The organism is Pseudarthrobacter sp. TE9888, from assembly GCF_056279345.1.
In genome coordinates, this window is sequence record NZ_JBWBRD010000002.1 from 2084647 (window position 1) to 2101620 (window position 16974).

The 16974-nt window shown below is 66.7% G+C and carries 16 protein-coding genes; 10 read left to right on the top strand and 6 right to left on the bottom strand.

Going from position 1 to position 16974, the window contains the following annotated elements; all coding sequences use genetic code 11:
* Window positions 1–45 precede the first annotated feature (45 nt).
* Together ACZ9J7_RS10430 and ACZ9J7_RS10435 are read left to right on the top strand one after the other, a co-directional pair.
* Window positions 46–1086, top strand: a complete 1041-nt coding sequence (locus ACZ9J7_RS10430) for an LLM class flavin-dependent oxidoreductase (RefSeq protein WP_476209172.1) — start codon at window positions 46–48, stop codon at window positions 1084–1086.
* 37 nt (window positions 1087–1123) lie between these two features.
* Window positions 1124–1750 (top strand): alpha/beta hydrolase, encoded by a 627-nt coding sequence (locus ACZ9J7_RS10435; RefSeq protein WP_476209174.1) that lies wholly within the window; start codon window positions 1124–1126, stop codon window positions 1748–1750.
* Window positions 1751–1762: 12 nt separating this feature from the next.
* Here ACZ9J7_RS10435 and ACZ9J7_RS10440 read toward each other — a convergent pair whose 3' ends face one another.
* The 5 genes from ACZ9J7_RS10440 to ACZ9J7_RS10460 are packed head-to-tail and all read right to left on the bottom strand — an operon-like array spanning window position 1763 to window position 6752.
* Window positions 1763–2377 (bottom strand): TetR/AcrR family transcriptional regulator, encoded by a 615-nt coding sequence (locus ACZ9J7_RS10440; RefSeq protein ID WP_476209175.1) that lies wholly within the window; start codon window positions 2375–2377, stop codon window positions 1763–1765.
* Window positions 2378–2427: 50 nt separating this feature from the next.
* The gene (locus ACZ9J7_RS10445) at window positions 2428–3624 is read right to left on the bottom strand and encodes an NAD(P)/FAD-dependent oxidoreductase (protein ID WP_476209176.1); all 1197 of its coding nucleotides are present in this window, start codon (window positions 3622–3624) and stop codon (window positions 2428–2430) included.
* Window positions 3621–3818: a ferredoxin gene (locus ACZ9J7_RS10450; RefSeq protein WP_476209177.1), complete on the bottom strand. Its 198-nt coding sequence runs from the start codon at window positions 3816–3818 to the stop codon at window positions 3621–3623. Before ACZ9J7_RS10450 ends, ACZ9J7_RS10445 begins: the two co-directional genes overlap by 4 nt.
* Window positions 3815–4984, bottom strand: a complete 1170-nt coding sequence (locus ACZ9J7_RS10455) for a cytochrome P450 (protein WP_476209179.1) — start codon at window positions 4982–4984, stop codon at window positions 3815–3817. The genes ACZ9J7_RS10450 and ACZ9J7_RS10455 overlap by 4 nt, the downstream gene beginning before the upstream one ends.
* A gap of 43 nt (window positions 4985–5027) precedes the next feature.
* Window positions 5028–6752, bottom strand: coding sequence for an MFS transporter (locus tag ACZ9J7_RS10460; protein WP_476209180.1), 1725 nt, complete (start codon window positions 6750–6752; stop codon window positions 5028–5030).
* A gap of 201 nt (window positions 6753–6953) precedes the next feature.
* Here ACZ9J7_RS10460 and ACZ9J7_RS10465 point away from each other — a divergent pair, with 201 nt between their 5' ends.
* From ACZ9J7_RS10465 to ACZ9J7_RS10500, 8 genes are all read left to right on the top strand, one after another.
* Entirely contained in the window at window positions 6954–7967 is a 1014-nt protein-coding gene (locus ACZ9J7_RS10465; RefSeq protein WP_476209182.1) for a phosphotriesterase family protein, read from the top strand.
* A gap of 38 nt (window positions 7968–8005) precedes the next feature.
* Window positions 8006–8959, top strand: coding sequence for a phosphotriesterase family protein (locus tag ACZ9J7_RS10470; protein WP_476209184.1), 954 nt, complete (start codon window positions 8006–8008; stop codon window positions 8957–8959).
* Between the two features lie 66 nt (window positions 8960–9025).
* The gene (locus ACZ9J7_RS10475) at window positions 9026–10153 is read left to right on the top strand and encodes an FAD-dependent oxidoreductase (RefSeq protein WP_476209185.1); all 1128 of its coding nucleotides are present in this window, start codon (window positions 9026–9028) and stop codon (window positions 10151–10153) included.
* A gap of 82 nt (window positions 10154–10235) precedes the next feature.
* On the top strand, window positions 10236–11105 hold the full coding sequence (locus tag ACZ9J7_RS10480; RefSeq protein ID WP_476209187.1) for an alpha/beta hydrolase: 870 nt from the start codon (window positions 10236–10238) through the stop codon (window positions 11103–11105).
* On the top strand, window positions 11102–12070 hold the full coding sequence (locus ACZ9J7_RS10485) for an MBL fold metallo-hydrolase (protein ID WP_476209189.1): 969 nt from the start codon (window positions 11102–11104) through the stop codon (window positions 12068–12070). Before ACZ9J7_RS10480 ends, ACZ9J7_RS10485 begins: the two co-directional genes overlap by 4 nt.
* Window positions 12063–13787, top strand: coding sequence for a CocE/NonD family hydrolase (locus tag ACZ9J7_RS10490; protein ID WP_476209191.1), 1725 nt, complete (start codon window positions 12063–12065; stop codon window positions 13785–13787). Before ACZ9J7_RS10485 ends, ACZ9J7_RS10490 begins: the two co-directional genes overlap by 8 nt.
* A 37-nt stretch (window positions 13788–13824) precedes the next feature.
* On the top strand, window positions 13825–14298 hold the full coding sequence (locus ACZ9J7_RS10495; RefSeq protein WP_476209192.1) for a MarR family winged helix-turn-helix transcriptional regulator: 474 nt from the start codon (window positions 13825–13827) through the stop codon (window positions 14296–14298).
* A 104-nt stretch (window positions 14299–14402) separates the two neighbouring features.
* The gene (locus tag ACZ9J7_RS10500) at window positions 14403–15836 is read left to right on the top strand and encodes an MFS transporter (RefSeq protein WP_476209193.1); all 1434 of its coding nucleotides are present in this window, start codon (window positions 14403–14405) and stop codon (window positions 15834–15836) included.
* Between the two features lie 65 nt (window positions 15837–15901).
* Here ACZ9J7_RS10500 and ACZ9J7_RS10505 read toward each other — a convergent pair whose 3' ends face one another.
* Window positions 15902–16933: a LacI family DNA-binding transcriptional regulator gene (locus tag ACZ9J7_RS10505; protein WP_476209195.1), complete on the bottom strand. Its 1032-nt coding sequence runs from the start codon at window positions 16931–16933 to the stop codon at window positions 15902–15904.
* Window positions 16934–16974 lie beyond the last annotated feature (41 nt).

Genomic DNA, 16974 nt, shown 5'->3' on the forward strand with positions numbered 1-16974 from the left:
GGGAAGGTGCAGGAATAGATCTACAAAGTTGAATGTTCAACCAATATGGACTTTGGCATTTTTACTTTTGGCGAACTGTCGCGCAACGGACAAACCGGGCTGGCCCAGTCGCCGCACCAGCGGCTGGAAGAGATCATTGGGCTGGCCAAGCTGGCCGACCAGGCGGGCATCAGCTTCCTGGGCCTGGGCGAGCACCACCGCAGCGACTTCGCCTTGTCCGCCCCCGAAATGGTGCTGGCCGCGGTTGCCCGCGAGACCACCAACCTGAGGCTGGGCACCGCCGTTAGCGTGCTCTCCACCCAGGACCCGGTGCGGCTCTTCGAACAGTTCGCCACCCTGGACCTCATATCCGGCGGCCGCGCCGAGATCATCGCCGGGCGCGGCGCGTTCATCGAGTCCTACCCACTGTTCGGCTACGACACCGCCGATTACGACGCCCTCTTCGACGAAAAGCTGCGCATGCTGCTGGAGCTTCGGGACAACGCCACCCTGACGTGGCAGGGCACATTGACCCAGACAATCCCCGGCATGGACATTGCCCCGCGGCCGCTGCAGGAACAGCTTCCCGTCTGGGTGGGGGTCGGTGGCACGCCCGCGAGTTTTGCCCGCGCCGGTCGCCTGGGCCTGCCCTTGTTTGTCGCGCTGCTGTCCGGACCCGAAAGGTTCCGCCGCCTGGTGGAGCTGTACCGGCACACCGCTGCCGAGGCCGGGCATGACGCCGCCGCCCTGCCGGTGGGTGCCGGCGGCCACTTCTACGTGGCGCCCACCTCCCAGCAGGCACGCGATACCTTCTATCCCTATTACCGGGCATATTTCGAACAGAACATGCCCCGGCCCGTGGACCATTTCCCGCGCTCAACCTTCGATGACTGGTCCGAACCCGGCGGCGGCCTGCTGGTGGGGAGCCCGCAGCAGGTGGTGGAGAAGATCCTGGCCATCCATGAGGCCTTGGGCACCAGCCGGTACATGGCCCAGATCGGACTGGGCGGGCTGCCGTTCGCCGAAACGGCGCGTTCCATCGAGTTGCTCGCCACCGAGATCATGCCCGCCGTCAACCGGGAAATCGGGGCTCCTGCCCCTGCCTGACCCAAGCCATTTCCACCACCAACACCGAGGACACGATATGCACGCACCGTTCGCCGAACCCACCGTCGCCTGGCAGAGTCCCGACGATCCCCACCGTCCGCTCGTGGTGCTGCTGCACGGCCGCGGATCGGATGAATCGGGAATCATCGGACTGGCCAACCACCTTCCCGCTGGCCCCTCCTACGCAGCGGTCCGGGCGCCGATCCCGGCAGGGGGCGGGTTCGCCTGGTTCGCGAACCGGGGGACAGGGCGGCCCGTCGCCGAGTCGCTGGCCCAAACTATGGATTGGTTCCGGACCTGGCTGGACCCGATCGCCCCGGAAGGACGGCCGGTGATCCTGGTGGGCTTCAGTGGCGGTGCGGCATTCGCGGGCGGCCTGCTGTTGGCGGACCCGCAGCGTGTTGCGGGGACCGCCGTCCTTTACGGGACGCTGCCGTTCGAGGCTGGCGTACCTACGTCGCCGGACCGGCTTGCCGGCGCTCCGGTGTTCCTGGCGCACGGCGAAACGGACACTGTCATCCCGGCTGACCTGCTGGGCCGCACCTGGGACTACCTCCTGGGGGCCTCCGGGGCGGACACCCAAGCCCGCAAGGACCCGGGCGGACACTCCCTCACCGCGGAAACCGCCGCCGAGCTTGGTGCGTGGATCTCCGAACGGGCCTAGCTTCCGCTGCCCTCAGCCCTCGTCGCAGAGCAGGTGGTACCAGCTGTCCGCCAGTACTTCCAAGGCGTGCTCACGGTTTGGCTCCATCTTGCGGCGGGTCCACAGCGTGGCCACGTAGTCGAGCTGCGTGAAGGCCAGGGTGCCGCGGATGTGGCGGGTTTCCCCGGCGAAGCGCCCGGCGGACTGCATGCCGCGGACCATGTCCGTGATGACTTCCTCATGCCAGCGCTCCACCATGGTGCGCACCTCCGGGTCCACCGCTGCCGCCTCGTCCAGGACATCGAGGTAGGGGCGGAAGACCGGCCACAGGGCTGCCCGGGATTCGAGCCAGGACAGGATGCCGGCCAGCTTGCCGTCCCGCACCACCTGCACCAGGTCCGGGGCGGTAGTTCCACTGTCGGGGCCGTCTGCGCGCTCCAGGACGGCGTTCACCCGGGCCATGAAATCCCGCATCAGGTCTGCGCGCGTGGGGTAGTACGCGTAAAAGGTCACACGGGTGGTTCCGGCTGACGCGGCGATTTCATCAATGGTGGTGGAGGCGTAGCCCTTTTTGGTGAAAAGTTCCAGCGCCCGTTCCACGATGGTGTCCCGCGTGAGCTGCTTCTGGGCTTCGCGCAGCGATGGCATAGCGTCAATCCTAACGTGGAGTCCGGGCGCCGGAACCGGGGGCGGCGGCCTCAGGCCGTCACGGGTTCGGTGGCCCGGGCCACCTGCTGCCCCGTGTTGGCCAGCCGCCGCAGCTTGGGGATGGGGATGCGGTAGTTGATGGCCGCGGCCGTTCCGGAACCATCTCCGTGCTCCCACCGCAGCAGTGCCGAATCGTTCCCGGCGCCCTGTTCCCGGAAGTCCGGCGCTCCTTCCACGGGCGTGAATCCCACCGCCTTGAGTGACAATCCAAAGGCTTCCGTCCAGAAGTAGGGCTGGAATTCCAGCGGCGGAGCGTCGTCCCCCAGGAGAAGGCCGACGGCGGCTGCCTTGGCCTGGTCGATGGCACTGGTCCACAGCGGTACCCGGCTGAGTCCCCGCTGGGTGGGGAAGAACGCCACGTCGCCGGCCGCAACGACATCGGGACGCACCCGGCCCCGGGAATCGGCCCGCAGGACCCCGCCGGTGAGCAGGCCGGAGCCTGCCAGCCATTCGACGTTCGGCTCGTCGCCGACCGCGCTGACCAGCAGGTCCGCTTCCAGGACCGTTCCGTCGGCCAACGCCACCTGCGGGGTGCTCCCTGACCGGAAGATCCGGGCCTTGGAGCCCTGGACGATCCGCAGCCCGTTCGCGCGGGCCGCCGCAGTGAAAATGCCGGACAGGTAGGTGCCCAGCTGCCGCACCAGCGGTTCGCCGTCGGTGACCAGGGTGACGTCGCAGCCGCTGTGCAGGCAGCCGGAGGCCACTTCCATGCCGAGCGGGCCACCGCCCACGACGATTACCGACGGACGGCCGGCCACCAGTTCCTTCAGCCGGACGGCGTCCTCCACGGTGCGCAGGGTCAGCTCGCCGCCGTCGCCTACCTCGGTGCTGTGCTGATCCGCAGTCCCGGCCAGCCGCCTGGCGCGGGAACCCGAAGCGATCACCAACTTGTCGTACGGCAGGCTCCCGCCGCCGTCGAGCTTCACCACGCGTGCCCCGGCATCGAGACCTGTGGCGCTGACCCCCAGCAATTCGTCCGCGCCGTGCGTCGGCGCCGGCAGCTCGTGCGCCGCCAGCCCGTCGCCGCCGTGGAGCAGCGCCTTGGACAGGGCGGGCCGGCTGTAAGGGGAGTGGCGCTCGGCGCCCACCACGGTCAGCTCGCCGTCGAAGCCGGCTGCCCGCAGCGAGTCGCAGGCAGTCAGGCCGGCGATGCCGTTGCCGACGACGACGATCCGGCGTGCCGTCACGCCGCCACCAGTTTCAGGGCTGCCACGGGGCAAACGCGGACCGCGGTCTTCGCTGCCGCTTCGGCCTGGTCCCCCTCCACGTCCGGGACGTCGATGACCAGTTCGCCGTCGTCGTCCAGGTGCATCAGCGCCGGCGCTGCTTCCTCGCAGAGGCCGTGGCCCTCACAGCGCGGCCGGTCCAGTTCGATCCTCATGCTGCTTCCACCTCCAGTACCTGGAGCTGTTCGAAGCTCCTGGTGATATTGCTCGGAACCCGGTACCCCTCGCCCAGGGACAGTGATTTCACCCGCCGGGCCAGGGCTTCAACGATGGCGTGCCCTTCCAGGCGTGCCAGTCCCTGGCCGGCGCAGCCGTGCGGACCGTAGCCGAAGGACAGGTGGTCCACTGGGTTCCGCGTGACGTCGAAGGTGTCCGGGTTGTCGTAGTGCCGGTGGTCCCTGTTGCCGGCACCCAGGAGGATGCCGAGCTGGGCGCCTGCCGGAACGGTCACGCCGTCGAGCTCCACCTCGCGCGTGGTTGTGCGGCCCCAGATGTGCAGTGGGGTCCAGTAGCGGAGCACCTCGGCGAAAGCCGCGGGAACCAGTTCGGGGTTGTTGCGGACCAGCTCAAGCTGCTCCGGGTGCCGGCCAAACAGGGCGACGATGTTGCCGATGGAGGCGATGGTGGTGTCGACGCCGGCACCCAGGTATTGGTGGATGATGTGGCCTGCCGAGCCCTCGGGGATCTCCCCGCGGGCTTCGGCGTCGAAGATGCCGCGGCCGATGGAGCCGGGAGCCAGGTCCTCCGCGGTGACCGACGAGCACCAGCCGTAGAGTTCGCCGGCGACGGGGAAGCTCTCCTTGGTGCGGTGGTTCAGCGGGCCGATCACTTGCATGGCGGCCTGCCCCCAGCGCAGCATGTTTTCCTTGACGTGACCGCCGAAGCCGATCAGGTCCGCCACGATGTCCAGCGGGAAAGCGCGGGCCAGGGAATCGATGGCCTCAAACGAGCCGGTGGATACCAGTTCGGCCACCAGCTTGTCCGCCTTCTCGTCAATGGTTACCTTGAGACCGCGGAGGGCCCGGGGTGTGAGGTTTGCGGACAGAGCCGCCCGCAGTTGGGTGTGCATGGGCGGATCCGAGGCCAGCGACGTGCCCTGCAGTGCCTCGTTCACCATCGGGTTGAAACCAAGCGAGGTGGAGGAGAAGGACTCCGGGTCCGCCAGGACGTCCCGGATGAGGTTGTACCGGGTGACGGCGTACAGGTTGTTCTTTGGCAGGTGGACCACGCCGCCCAGCTCACGCAGCGCAGCGTAGGTGGGGTAGGGGTCCACCGTGATGTCGTCATCCCAGATGTCGATATCGGATTCGATGGGGTTCACAGCTGTCTCCTTGCGGATAGTGGGGTTTCTGGGCCTGGACCGTTCATGCCTGGACGGCCTCGGCGTTGGCTTCTGTGGTTTCGGCGATGGCATCGGCCGTGGGGGCCGATGAGCGGGAGCTGATGAAAAGGGTGAGGACGGCCGACAGGATGGCGGCGATGCCCGCCGCGAGGTAGACCGCCTGGAAGCCCTGGCCCAGGGACGTTCCCGCTACCCCTTGGATCTGGGGCTGGACCGAGGCCAAGGCCTTCGCCATGCCGTCCACCGCCTGGGCGGGGGCGCCGCCCGCAGCGGCCTGGCCGGAGAACTGTGCAAGGACGCCGTCCCAGCCGGACAGGTAACCCAGCGGCGGTACGTGCGAGAGTCCGGCCACGGCCTCGGCGGGAAGGCCCGCTCCGCCCAGGATTCCGGCCAGGGGGCCTGCGAAGGCAGTGGCACCGACGCCGAACGCGATGGCTGATCCGATCACCGGGCCCAGGGCAAAGCCCAGATCGCGCAGCAGGTTGGTGGTGGCCGACGCCATGCCGATGTGCTGCGGCGGTACGGTGTTGATGGCCACTGCGGTGATGGAGCCCACCGTGAGCGCGAAACCGATGCCCAGCAGGAGCAGGGGTGGGATGAACGCGGTCCACGGTGTCCCGCCGAACGCTTCCGGAGTACCCAGCGGGATGGTGGACAGCCAGAAGGCGGAGGCTGCCATGAAGGCGAAACCGGCCGTGAGCACCCAGCGTGGTGCCACATGGTGGATCAGCCAGCCCACCACCGGAATGAATGCGAACGCCGGGCCCTGGATAAAGACGAACAGCACGCCCACCTTCCAGGGCTCAGCCAGGGCAAGGCCGCCCACGGCGACGCTGGTGCTGTAGCAGACGGCCAGGAAGGCGAACATGCCGGTTACGGCCACGATTCCGGTGATGGAGTAGGCGCTGTTCCGGAACAGGGACAGGTGGACCAGGGGCTGGTGTGTCCGTGACTCGATCACGACGAAGGCAACCAGGAGGGCAGCACCCACAACATAGCTGGCGATGACCTCGGCGCTGCCGAATCCGGCGTCGACCGCCTGCACGGTGGCAAAGAGCACCGCAATCAGGCCCAGCGCCAGGGTGGCCTGGCCGGGCACGTCGAGCTTCCGCCCCTCAGCCGCAGCGGAGTCCTTCGCCCGGGTGGCCATGACCAGCACGGCGACCGCGATCGCGGCGGCGATGTAATAGGCCACCCGCCAGCCACTAAAGGCGTTGGGTGCGCCTGCCGCGGGCCCCGGGACGGTGAACGCCTGGGACGTCAGGCCCGCCAGCATGGGCGAGATGACCGCGCCCAGCGACAGGAAGCCGGCCCAGGTGGCGATGACCTTGGCCCGCGCCCGGTGGTCCGGGGTGATGGCCGCGATCATGGAGAGCGAAATGGGAAACAGGATGCCGGCGCCGATGCCGCCCACGGCCTGGGCCGCGATCATCATTTCCGTGTTGACTGCCAGTGCCGCCAGGACGGATCCCGCGATGCTCACGGCCGCGCCGGCGTACAGCAGCTTGCGGCGGCCGAACAGGTCACCCAGCAGGCCCCAGCTGAGCTCGAACACAACGATGCCCATCATGAACATGCCGGCGATCCAGGTCAGCCCGGCGCCGGAGGTCCGGAATTCGACGGCGAAGGTTCCGTTGAGTGCGCCGGGGAGGGCATTGGTGATTTGCGCCAGGGCCACGGCGCTGTAGGCCGCGATAAAGGTGGCACGTACCGAGCCGCGGCTCGAAACGGTGGGGGTCAGGCTCATCGATGAAACTCCCTTGTTCCATTGTGAATTTAAGTGTTGTTCCCAACAGTCTGTAGTGATCTATTACACAGTGTCAAGGAAAATTCGCAATAAAAGTTTCCTTGACACTATGTAAAGCAATGTGTGATGCTGGCTACACCGCAACGGAGCGAGGGCTCGGCGGGACCCCTACTCAAGCACCCGGATTCAAGGGAGAACTTCGTGAGCATCCATCCGGCCGCCAATTCTTATGGCGCCCCCGTCCCCACCCAGGAACAAGGCACGGTCAACACGGTCCTGGGACCGGTTCCCGCTTCTGAACTGGGCGTGGTCGCCGTTCATGAAGCGCTGCTGTCAGTCCTTCCGGGAGCCCAGTATGCCCCCGATATTTCAATGGACCGGGCGGAAATCTTTGCGGCGCTCGCCGAAAAGCTCAGCGACTTCCGCCGGCACGGCGGCCAGGCGATCGTCGACAGCACCGGCATGTTCCACGGCAGGGACCTCAAGCTGTACGAGGCACTGTCCCGCTCCACCGGCGTGCACATCATCGCCTCCACCGGCCTTGGGCCCGAGGAGGAGCTCGGTGGCTACTTCCTGACGCCGCAGACCAACCCGCCCACCCCGTGGCCGGCCGAAAAGTTCAGCGATCTCTTTGGCAAGGAAGTCACCGACGGGATTGTGGTCCCCAGGGTTGAACGCCGCGCGGCTGCCGGAATGATCGCCACAACCGCTGACCGGGCCGGCATGACCCCCACCGAGGAAAGCCTCTTCCGCGGATCCGCGCGGGCTGCCCGGGAGACCGGCGTGCCCGTGTCCATCCGCTTCGGCGCCGACGCCCTCCATGACCTGGACATCGTCCTGGACGAGCAGCTTCCAGCGGACCGCGTGCTGGTTGGCGGCCTTGACCGCATTGACGCCGCCGGTGCGGCAGGCAAGGTGGCCGAGCGCGGCGCCTTCGTGGGCATCGACCACGTGGGCCTCAACGACCACCCCGACTACCTGACCGATCACGGCCGGGCCGAACTGGTCCTTGAACTGGTCGCTGCCGGCCACGGGGACAGGATCCTCCTCTCCGGGAATTCCATCGGAGTGGCGAAGGGGCTGCCCGAATACAACCTTCCCTACAGCCACGTCCTGGCCACGTTCGTTCCGTTCCTTAAGGCCCGCGGCCTGGCGGACGACGACGCCCGGCGCATCCTCGTGGACAACCCCCGCACCCTACTGGCCGTCCGCTGACCACGCTTCCATCAGCTTTCCAAACCCGAGGTAGAACAATGACCAAGGTCAACACAGTGCTGGGAACCATTCCGGCCGAAGAACTTGAAATCGTGGCCGTCCACGAACACATCGGCTACGGCATGCCCGGATCCGAGCTGGACACCAAATGGTGGAAGACGCCGGAACAGGCCTACGAGGAAACCGTGCCCAAACTCCGGAAGTTCCGTGAATACGGCGGCGGCACCATGGTAGACGCCACCGGCATCTGCAACGGCCGCGACATCGATTACTACAAGTCCCTGTCCCGGAAGACCGGCGTCAACATCGTGGCCTGCACGGGCTTCGTGGGCGGCGACACCGCGCTGCCCCACTTTTCCCGCGCCACGGTTGACTACCTGGCCAAGGTCTTCATCCACGAAATCACCGTCGGCATCGGCGACACCGGCGCCAAGGCCGGCGTCATCAAGGTGGGTGTCAGCCGCGGCGGACGCATGACGGACCTGGACAAGCGGATTTACCGGGCCGCGGCCCGTGCCGCCGTCGTCACCGGAGCCCCGATCCTTACCCACCTGGCCATCGACCCGGAACCGGCCGTGGCCATCTTCAAGGAAGAGGGCCTGCCGCTGGACCGGGTGCTGTTCGGCCACGCCGACGACGGCCTGAACGCGCCCATCACGCCGCACGACTGGATCTACGAACAGGGCGGCCGGATCGGCTTCGACACCTTCGGGTACGACCTCGAACTTCCCGACCCGCCCTTCTGGGGCCGTAAACGTGCCGAGCGCATGGAGCACTTCGTCAAGCTGGTCAACAAGGGCTACGCGGACAAGCTCCTCGTCTCGGCCGACGCAAACTGCAGCCCCCTGGGCTGGCCCGGCGTGAAGGGCCACACCATCAACTACATCTTCGAGGACATGATCCCGGACATGCGCGCCGCCGGCATCAACGACGCCACCCTCAAACTCCTGCTCCGGGACAACCCGGCCGACTTCCTGTCCCTCCAGGCCTGACCGCACAGGCCACCACTTCCTCCCAATTCCCCAGGCCCTGCCTGGCACACGAAAGAGACTTATCCAATGAAGGCTGAAGACCTCAAGAACCTCAAGATCGCCATCATCGGCGCAGGCTTCGGCGGCGCTGCCGCGGCCAAGGCACTGAGCCTGCTTGGCGCAGATGTCACGGTTTATGAGCAGGCTCCCCAGATGGGAGAGGTCGGCGCCGGCATCGGCCTGCGCCCGGCCACCATGGCCCGGTTCCGCCAGTGGGGCATCTTCGACGCGATCGCCAAGGTAAGTACGGCAAGCGACTACTTCGAAATCCTGTCAGCCACCGGTGATCCGATCATGAAGGATACCTGGCCGGAATTCGGCGAAGAGAAGCACACGTACCTCATCCACCGCCGCGACTTCATCGATGCCCTTCTCGGTGTCCTCCCCGAGGGCATGGTGCAGTTGGGCCACAGGCTGGAGAGCATTGAGGACAAGGGCGGAAGCTCCGTCCTGACCTTTGCCAACGGCGAGACCGCCGAGGCTGACCTGGTGGTCGGCGCCGACGGCATTAAGTCCTCGGTGCGCGAGCAGCTTTTCGGCGACAAAGGCCCGGTGTTCTCCGGCGAGCATGCCTACCGCGTGGTGATCTCGGCCGACGACGCCCACGGCATGGTGACTGACGACAACCTGCGCATGTACATCGGCAAGGGCACTAAGGTCTATCTGCTGCCGCTCCGCCACCGCAACCAGATGTCGTTCGACATCACCGCCCTTAACCCGGACGGCACCTGGGCGCCCAGCATCACCAAGGAAGACCTCCTGAAGACGGTGGAAGGCTTCGACGAGCGCATCGTCGGCATTGCCCGCGGCCTGGACATGGACAGTGTGAACATCCGCGCCGTCTACGACATCGACCCCGTGGACACCTGGCACACCGACTCGGTGGTGCTGATGGGCGACGCCGCCCATTCGATGCTCCACCACCAGGGCCAGGGCGCCAACTCAGCCATTGAAGACGCCGGGGCGCTGGCCGACGCACTGGCCCTGGCCGGCTCGGTCAAGGAGGCGTTGGCCTTGTTCCAGGCTACCCGCAAGCCCGTCACCGACGAGCTGCAGCGCATCTCCCGCCAGGGCTGGAGCGAAGAAGAGGTCAACGACGTCTTCCCGGGCCAGAAGCCAAAGTCCCAGCAGCCCGCCGCCGTGGCACAGGCCTGAGCCGATGTCGCTGCATCCCGAAATTGCCAGGATCCTCGGCACCCTCCCGCCGCCGCCACCAGGTCCCTTGAACCCTGAGGCCATGCGTACCGGCGAAGCAGCGCAGGTTCCGCCGCTGGAGAACCGGCTGCCGCTGCACGCCGTCGAAGACGCCACTGCCGTGACTCCGGACGGCGACGTGCCCGTTCGGATCTACACACCAGTCGACGCCGACGCCTACGGCCTGCTGGTCTACTTCCACGGCGGCGCGTTCTTCCTGGGCAGCCTGGACACCCACGACCACGTCGCGCGGGCCCTGGCCAAGGAAACCGGCCACAAGGTCATCTCTGTTGGCTACCGGCTTGCCCCCGAGTCCGCCTTTCCGGCGGGCCTTGAGGACTGCTACGGCGTTGTCCGCTGGGCCGCCGGACACGGCGACACCCTGGACTGGGACGGAAAGAACCTCGCCATTGCTGGCGACAGCTCGGGCGGAACCTTCGTAGCCGCCGTCGCTGCCAAAGCCCACGACGCCGGGTTCGACCGGATCACCCACCAGGTCCTGTTCTACCCGTCCCTTGACCTGGACTTTGACGAAGACCGGTACCCCTCGATGCGGGAGAACGCCGTTGGGTACGGACTCGAAACTGCGGGTTTGAAGCCTTTCAACTCCTTCTACCTCGAGAACGGCGCGGATCCGGCCGATCCCCTGGTCTCGCCCATCAAACGCGGGGACCTCACCGGGCTTCCGGCGGCGCTTATCATCACCGCGGAGCACGACCCCCTGCGGGATGAAGGCGAACTGTACGGCACGCGGCTGGAAGAGGCCGGCGTGCCCGTCACCGTCAGCCGGTATGCCGGGGCCGGACATGGCTTCGTCCAGCACTTCTCCTGGCTCCCGGAATACCACCGGGCCTTCGAAGAGACGGCGGCGTTCCTGAACGGCTCACCAGTAAAAACGGAGGCCGCGCGATGACCACACCTGTCGCTGTCCATCCGCTGGTTTCACCGTGGGGCCGCTTCGGCCTGTACAGCTTCTTCATTGATGCTCCGGAGCCGGCCATCGTGGATACCGGAATCGCGTCCTCTCCCGTGGAGGGCATGGCGCCGGCGCTGGAGGCCATCGGCCGCCGGATCGAGGACGTCCGCTGGATCCTGCTCACCCACGGGCATATCGACCACATCGGCGGCGCGCACGCGCTCTGGGAGCTCACCGGCCGGCGGGCCAAGGTGGTCATCCACGAGGCCGATGCCCCAATGCTCCGCTCACGCCGGGCCCATGTGGACGAGTATCTATCCGGCCGGGGACAGTATCTGCAGGACCCCGACGGCGAAGCGAAGCAGATTGGCGCCGCCAACGCCGTCATCTCGGGGGAGATGGAACCGTCCATGCTGGTGCGCGGCGGTGAAACCCTCTCCCTGGGCGGTGACGTCACGGTGTCGGTGCATTCGATTCCCGGCCACACACCCGGGTCGGTGGCCTACGTCATCGACGGGCAGGATGACGTCTTCGTCGGAGACGCCGTGCAGGTCCACGGTGCGGCCAACGGATTCCCCGGCTACGTGGACCCGTCCGGCTACCGTTCCAGCCTGGAGTACCTGCGGGACGAGGTACGCCCGCGGCACCTGTACCTGGGGCACCCGTACCGCCGTTCGGACGGTACACCCTACGGTGTGGAACTGGGTGAAGACCAGGCACGCGAGGCCCTTACGGAAAGCCTGGCCATCGAGGCGCGCGTCGGCGGGGCCGCCTGCGGCTGCCTGGCTGCCGGCCTCCAGGAAACGCAGTCCCCGTACTCGCCGTTCGCCCCGGTTGCCCGGGAGCTTGGTTACGACGGCGATCCCACTCTTGAGCCGTCACCGTTCTTCACCACGATGAACGGCTACCGCACCCAGTCCACCACCACGTCTTTCCAGAGGAGCGTCCGCAACCATGGCTGAATACCAGACGATCGACGCCGGCGGGCAGAAAATTGCCGTCCGCAAAGACCTGCGCGTCCCGATGCGGGACGGGGTTGAACTTGCCGCCGACGCCTACCAGGGCACCGACGAGAAGCCGCGGCCCGCGCTGGTGGCATTGAGCCCGTACGGCAAGGAGCTGCAGGCCCTGGCCCTGACCACCCCGCCGCAGCGCCGCCCCAGCCCCATGTGGGACGGCTGTATCGAAGCCGGTGACATCGCCCGGATCGTCAAGGAGGACTACGTCCACGTCATCGGCGACCTGCGCGGTTCCGGACACTCCGGCGGCGAGCACATCGGCAACTACAACGCCGGGGGAGTGTCCCTGGGCCAGGACGCGTACGACTTCATCGAGTGGGTGGCGGCGCAGCCGTGGTGCGACGGCAACGTGGGCATGGTGGGCATCTCCTACTTCGGGTCCATGCAGGTCCTCGCCGCCGCCGAGCGGCCGCCACATCTGAAGGCCATCTTCGTTTCCGGCGGACACTACGACTTCTACGAGACCACGTACCACGGCGGCGTCATGTGGTTCATGCCCCGCGCCGCCCGCGAGGGCAGGGGAGGGGACTCGGGCTGGGCCTTCACGGACCGGGTGAAGTCCCGGATGGTGGAGAAGTACTCCCCGGAGGAACTCAAGGAGCTCGTGGCCAAGCGGCTGCAGGACCCGGACGTAGCGGCGTGGCCCAACCTGGTCCATGTCCTGAATTACCCCACGAACCACGAGGCGTGGTTCGACATCGTCATGAACGAGCTCGACGGCGACTGGTACGAAGAGCGCAATCCCATCACCCTGGCCCCGAACATCGACATCCCCGTGTGGCTGCAGCTGGACCAGGGCCGCGGCTGGACGCTGGATGGCACCATCGAGCTGTTCAACGCGCTCCAGGGGCCGAAGAAACTGGACATCGGTCCGTACCCGCCCATGCAGTCCCGGCCCTTCATCGAAGAGCACGACAAGATGTTCCGGTGGTATGACTACTGGATCAAGGGCATCGACAACGGCGTGATGGACGAACCCGCCGTGTCCGTCTTCGTGGAAGGCTCCCGGGACGTGGTTACCGCCGAAGCGTGGCCGCCCAAGGACGTTGACTACCGGGCCCTCTACCTGCGCCCCCGGCACAAGCTCTCCCCGGAGCCGGAGCTGATGGGCACCGAACATGCGGCCCCAGACGGTTTTTACCAGGCGCCGCTGACGGTCACCGACAAGGTGCAGATCATCAGCTGGAGCACCGAAACGTTCGAAGAACCCACCGAGATGATTGGTACCGGGGCGGCGCACATCTTCGCGGAGATCGACCAGCCGGACACCAACTTCATCCTGCGCCTGTGGGATGCCGCGCCGAACGGGAAGCGACAGCTCATCACCACTGGCTACCTGAAGGCCTCGCACCGCGAACTCGATGACCGCACCACGGAGGGCAACCCCTACCATCCGCATACCCGCGCCGTTCCGGTGGAGCCCGGGAGGGTCGAGGAATACGTGGTCCGCCTCTACCCGTTCGCCAACACCTTCAACCCCGGGCACCGGCTGGTAGTGGAGCTGTCCAACGGCGAGCCACTCGCGGACGAACACAACTCGCTGCTGCCGCCGGATGCCTTCCACCTCCCGGTGGGCAGGCCGGTCACGCACAAGGTCTACCGCGACGCGCACCACCAGTCCCGCCTGGTCCTGCCGTTCACCAGGCCAGCTGAACGGTAAACAGTTGGTTGCTCTGCGGCTCTCCTATGCTGGTGGGATGGACCGCTCGAAGCCCCGCCGCCAGGAAGAGTCAACGTTGGATGCCCGGGACCTGGCGGTGGCAGTCCTGGACATCTCCTTTGAAGTTCGGCGGAAGTCGCATGAGGGGACGGGTGTCCTGCCCTTGTCCAGCGGGGTGTTGGACGTCATCCGGGTGATTGAGCGGCATCCCGGCATCACGGTGGCGGAAGTGGCGGCCAGGCTGGGGCGGCAGCTGAGCAACGTCAGCGCCCAGTTGCGCGAACTCGTGGCCCTGGGCCTGGTTACGAGGGCGCGCGACGCATCCGACAAGCGGTATGTGGCCCTGCATCCCACCCCTGAGTCGGTCCGCATCAAGACCCTGCTGGAGGCGGCGTGGGCGGATACCCTGGCTGCGGCCGGGAGCCTGCTGCAACCGGGAGAGCGGGAGCAGTTGGCTGCCGCGCTGCCGGCCCTGCAGCGGCTGGCGTCCGTCCTGGCCCAGCCGGAGTAACCCATTCTCTGCAATCACTTGCAGGCAATATAGTTATACTTATATAAGTAAAACTACTGACTTGGAGATTCCGCGTGACAACACAATTGGCGAAACCGCCTTCCATGAGGGCAATCAACGCAGGAGCTAAGTGGTGGGCGCTGATCTTCCTGGCCTTGGCGCAGTTCATGGTGGTCCTGGACGGCACCATCGTGAACCTGGCCCTTCCACGCCTGCAGGCCGAGCTGGGAATCAGCGACTTCACCCGCGCCTGGGTTGTGACCGCCTACGCGCTGGCACTTGGCGCCTTCCTGCTGCTGGGAGGCCGGATTGCCGATTTCTGGGGCGGGAAGCGTGCCTTCATGACGGCCTCCACGGGGTTTGCCCTTGCCTCGCTCGCCGGCGGGCTCGCCCAGGCGCCATGGGAACTCATCGGCGCCCGCGCGCTCCAAGGGCTTTTCGCGGCCCTCCTGGCACCCGCGGCGCTTGCCCTGCTCACGGTGTCATTCCCGGGCGGCAAGGAGCGCGGCACGGCATTCGCGATCTTCGGCTCCATCAGCGGCGTGGGCGCTGCCGCCGGTGTCCTGCTGGGCGGGTTCCTGACTGATTACGTCTCCTGGCGCTGGTGCTTCTTCGTCAACGTTCCCATCGCAGCTATCGCCCTGGCGGGGGTGTGGAAGCGGGTACAGGAAAGCAAGGCCGGAGGGTCCACGAAGTACGACTGGCCGGGAGTTGCCCTGGCGGCACTCGGGCTCGGCTCACTGGTCTACGGCTTCACCAACGCCGAGCATGGCTGGGCGGCCCCTGAGGCTTGGGGATTCATCCTGGCAGGCGCCGTGCTGATGGTGATGTTCGTCGTCGTCGAAGGGCGCGTCAAGCACCCCCTGCTTCCCCTTCGCGTTGCGACGGACCGCAACCGTGCAGCAGCCTTCCTGGCGTCCTTCCTGGCCGGAGCCGTGCTGATCGGCGGCATCCTTTTCGTTAACTTCTACATCCAGATCGTGCTTGGCTTCGCACCGTTCATCGCCGGGGTTGCGTCGCTGCCCATGACCGTGGTGCTGATTGCCACGGCGGCCATTGTAGCCCGGAACCTTCCGGTCTTGGGTGCAAAAGTCCCCACCGCCGTCGGACCGCTTTTCATGGCCGCGGCGATGCTGTGGCTAACCCAGGTGCGGGCGGACGGCAACTATGTGGTGAATATGCTGCCGGCATTGATCCTGCTGGGCATCGGGCTGGGCATGGTCTTCGTGCCCATGCAGAACCTCGCGCTCCTCGGCGTGGCCAAGGACGACGCCGGGGTGGCCAGTGCCCTGGTCAACGCATCACAGCAGGTTGGCGGCTCCCTCGGGATCGCCTTGTTCAGCACGGTTGCGGCTGCAGCGTCCACCGCCGCGGGTGGCCTGTCGCTGGAGGCCCTGTCCGTCGGCTACGCTGCTGTGTTCTGGTGGGCTGCGGGTGTGGCAGTGCTGATCACGCCAATTGCCCTCCTGCTCATCAGCATCAGCAGGAAGGCCTTCAGCGGCGCAGCCACCTCCGACGCTCCGGCCGTACACCTGTAGGAGCCCAATCTTGGCAGCCCCGTCGACTGCTCCGTACTTGTCCTTTTGCCGCCGGAAAACGACAGCTACGGAGCAACCGATGAAGCCGGGGCTTGGGCGGTGGAGCTGCGGACCGTCAAGTGGGTAGGCATCACGGACCGGCTTCGGGTGCCGGCAGCACGCAACGGATCCAGTTGGGCCAGGAGCATGGTGACGGCGGTCCGTCCGGCCTGCTCAATGGGGGAAGACATGGTGGTCAGGGGAGGATTGCAGAAGTCGGCGCCGAAGATGTCATCGCAGCCCACGATGCTCATGTCCTCCGGTACCCGGACCCCGCGCTCCCGGAGCCGCTGCAGCATCCCGATGGCAATCAGGTCGTTGAACACAATGCAGGCCGTGGCCCCGCTGTGCACGGCCGTATCCGCGGCGGCGGCACCGGACTGGGTCTTGGGCGCAAATGGGCCCAGCTTCACCACCTGGACGCCACGGTCTTTCCCGGCCACGGACAGTGCGTCCCACCGGCGGGCATTCGACTGCGAGGAGACCGGCCCGGAGACATAGGCAACCCTTGTGTGGCCCAGCGAGACCAGATGGTCCAACGCCTGACCCATTGCGCCGGGAGTATCGATAATCACGGCGGGCACCCCCGGCATGTCGCGGTTTATCGCCACCACCGGCATGGCCGCGGAAGTCGCCAGGAGTGCATCGTCCCCAAGGCGGGAGGCTCCCACGATCAGCCCGTCTGCGCTCTTCCGCAACTGCTGGATGGCGCTGGCTTCCACTTCGTCGGATTCCTCCGTGTCCACCAGGAGCTGGGTGTAACCCGCGGCCTTGAGCTGGAGCTGCGTTCCGCGGATGAGGTCGAAGTAGAACGGATTGGTGATGTCCGGAACAAGGACGCCCACCGCCGCTGTCCGGCCCGAGCTCAGCGCCTTGGCTTGGCTGTTGGGGACGTAGTTGAGCTCGGCGGCGGCGCTCTGGATCCGCTCGCGGGTGCGGATATTCACCCGGTCCGGTGTGGACAGGGCCCTGGAGACGGTTGAGGGGGCCACGCCGCACAGGGCAGCAATGTCGTGGATTGTGGCCGGGCGGCCCACAGAGGCTGGCGGCAGTGCCATGGCGTTCCTCTCTGAACGTACTGGCATGGTCGGATGTGACT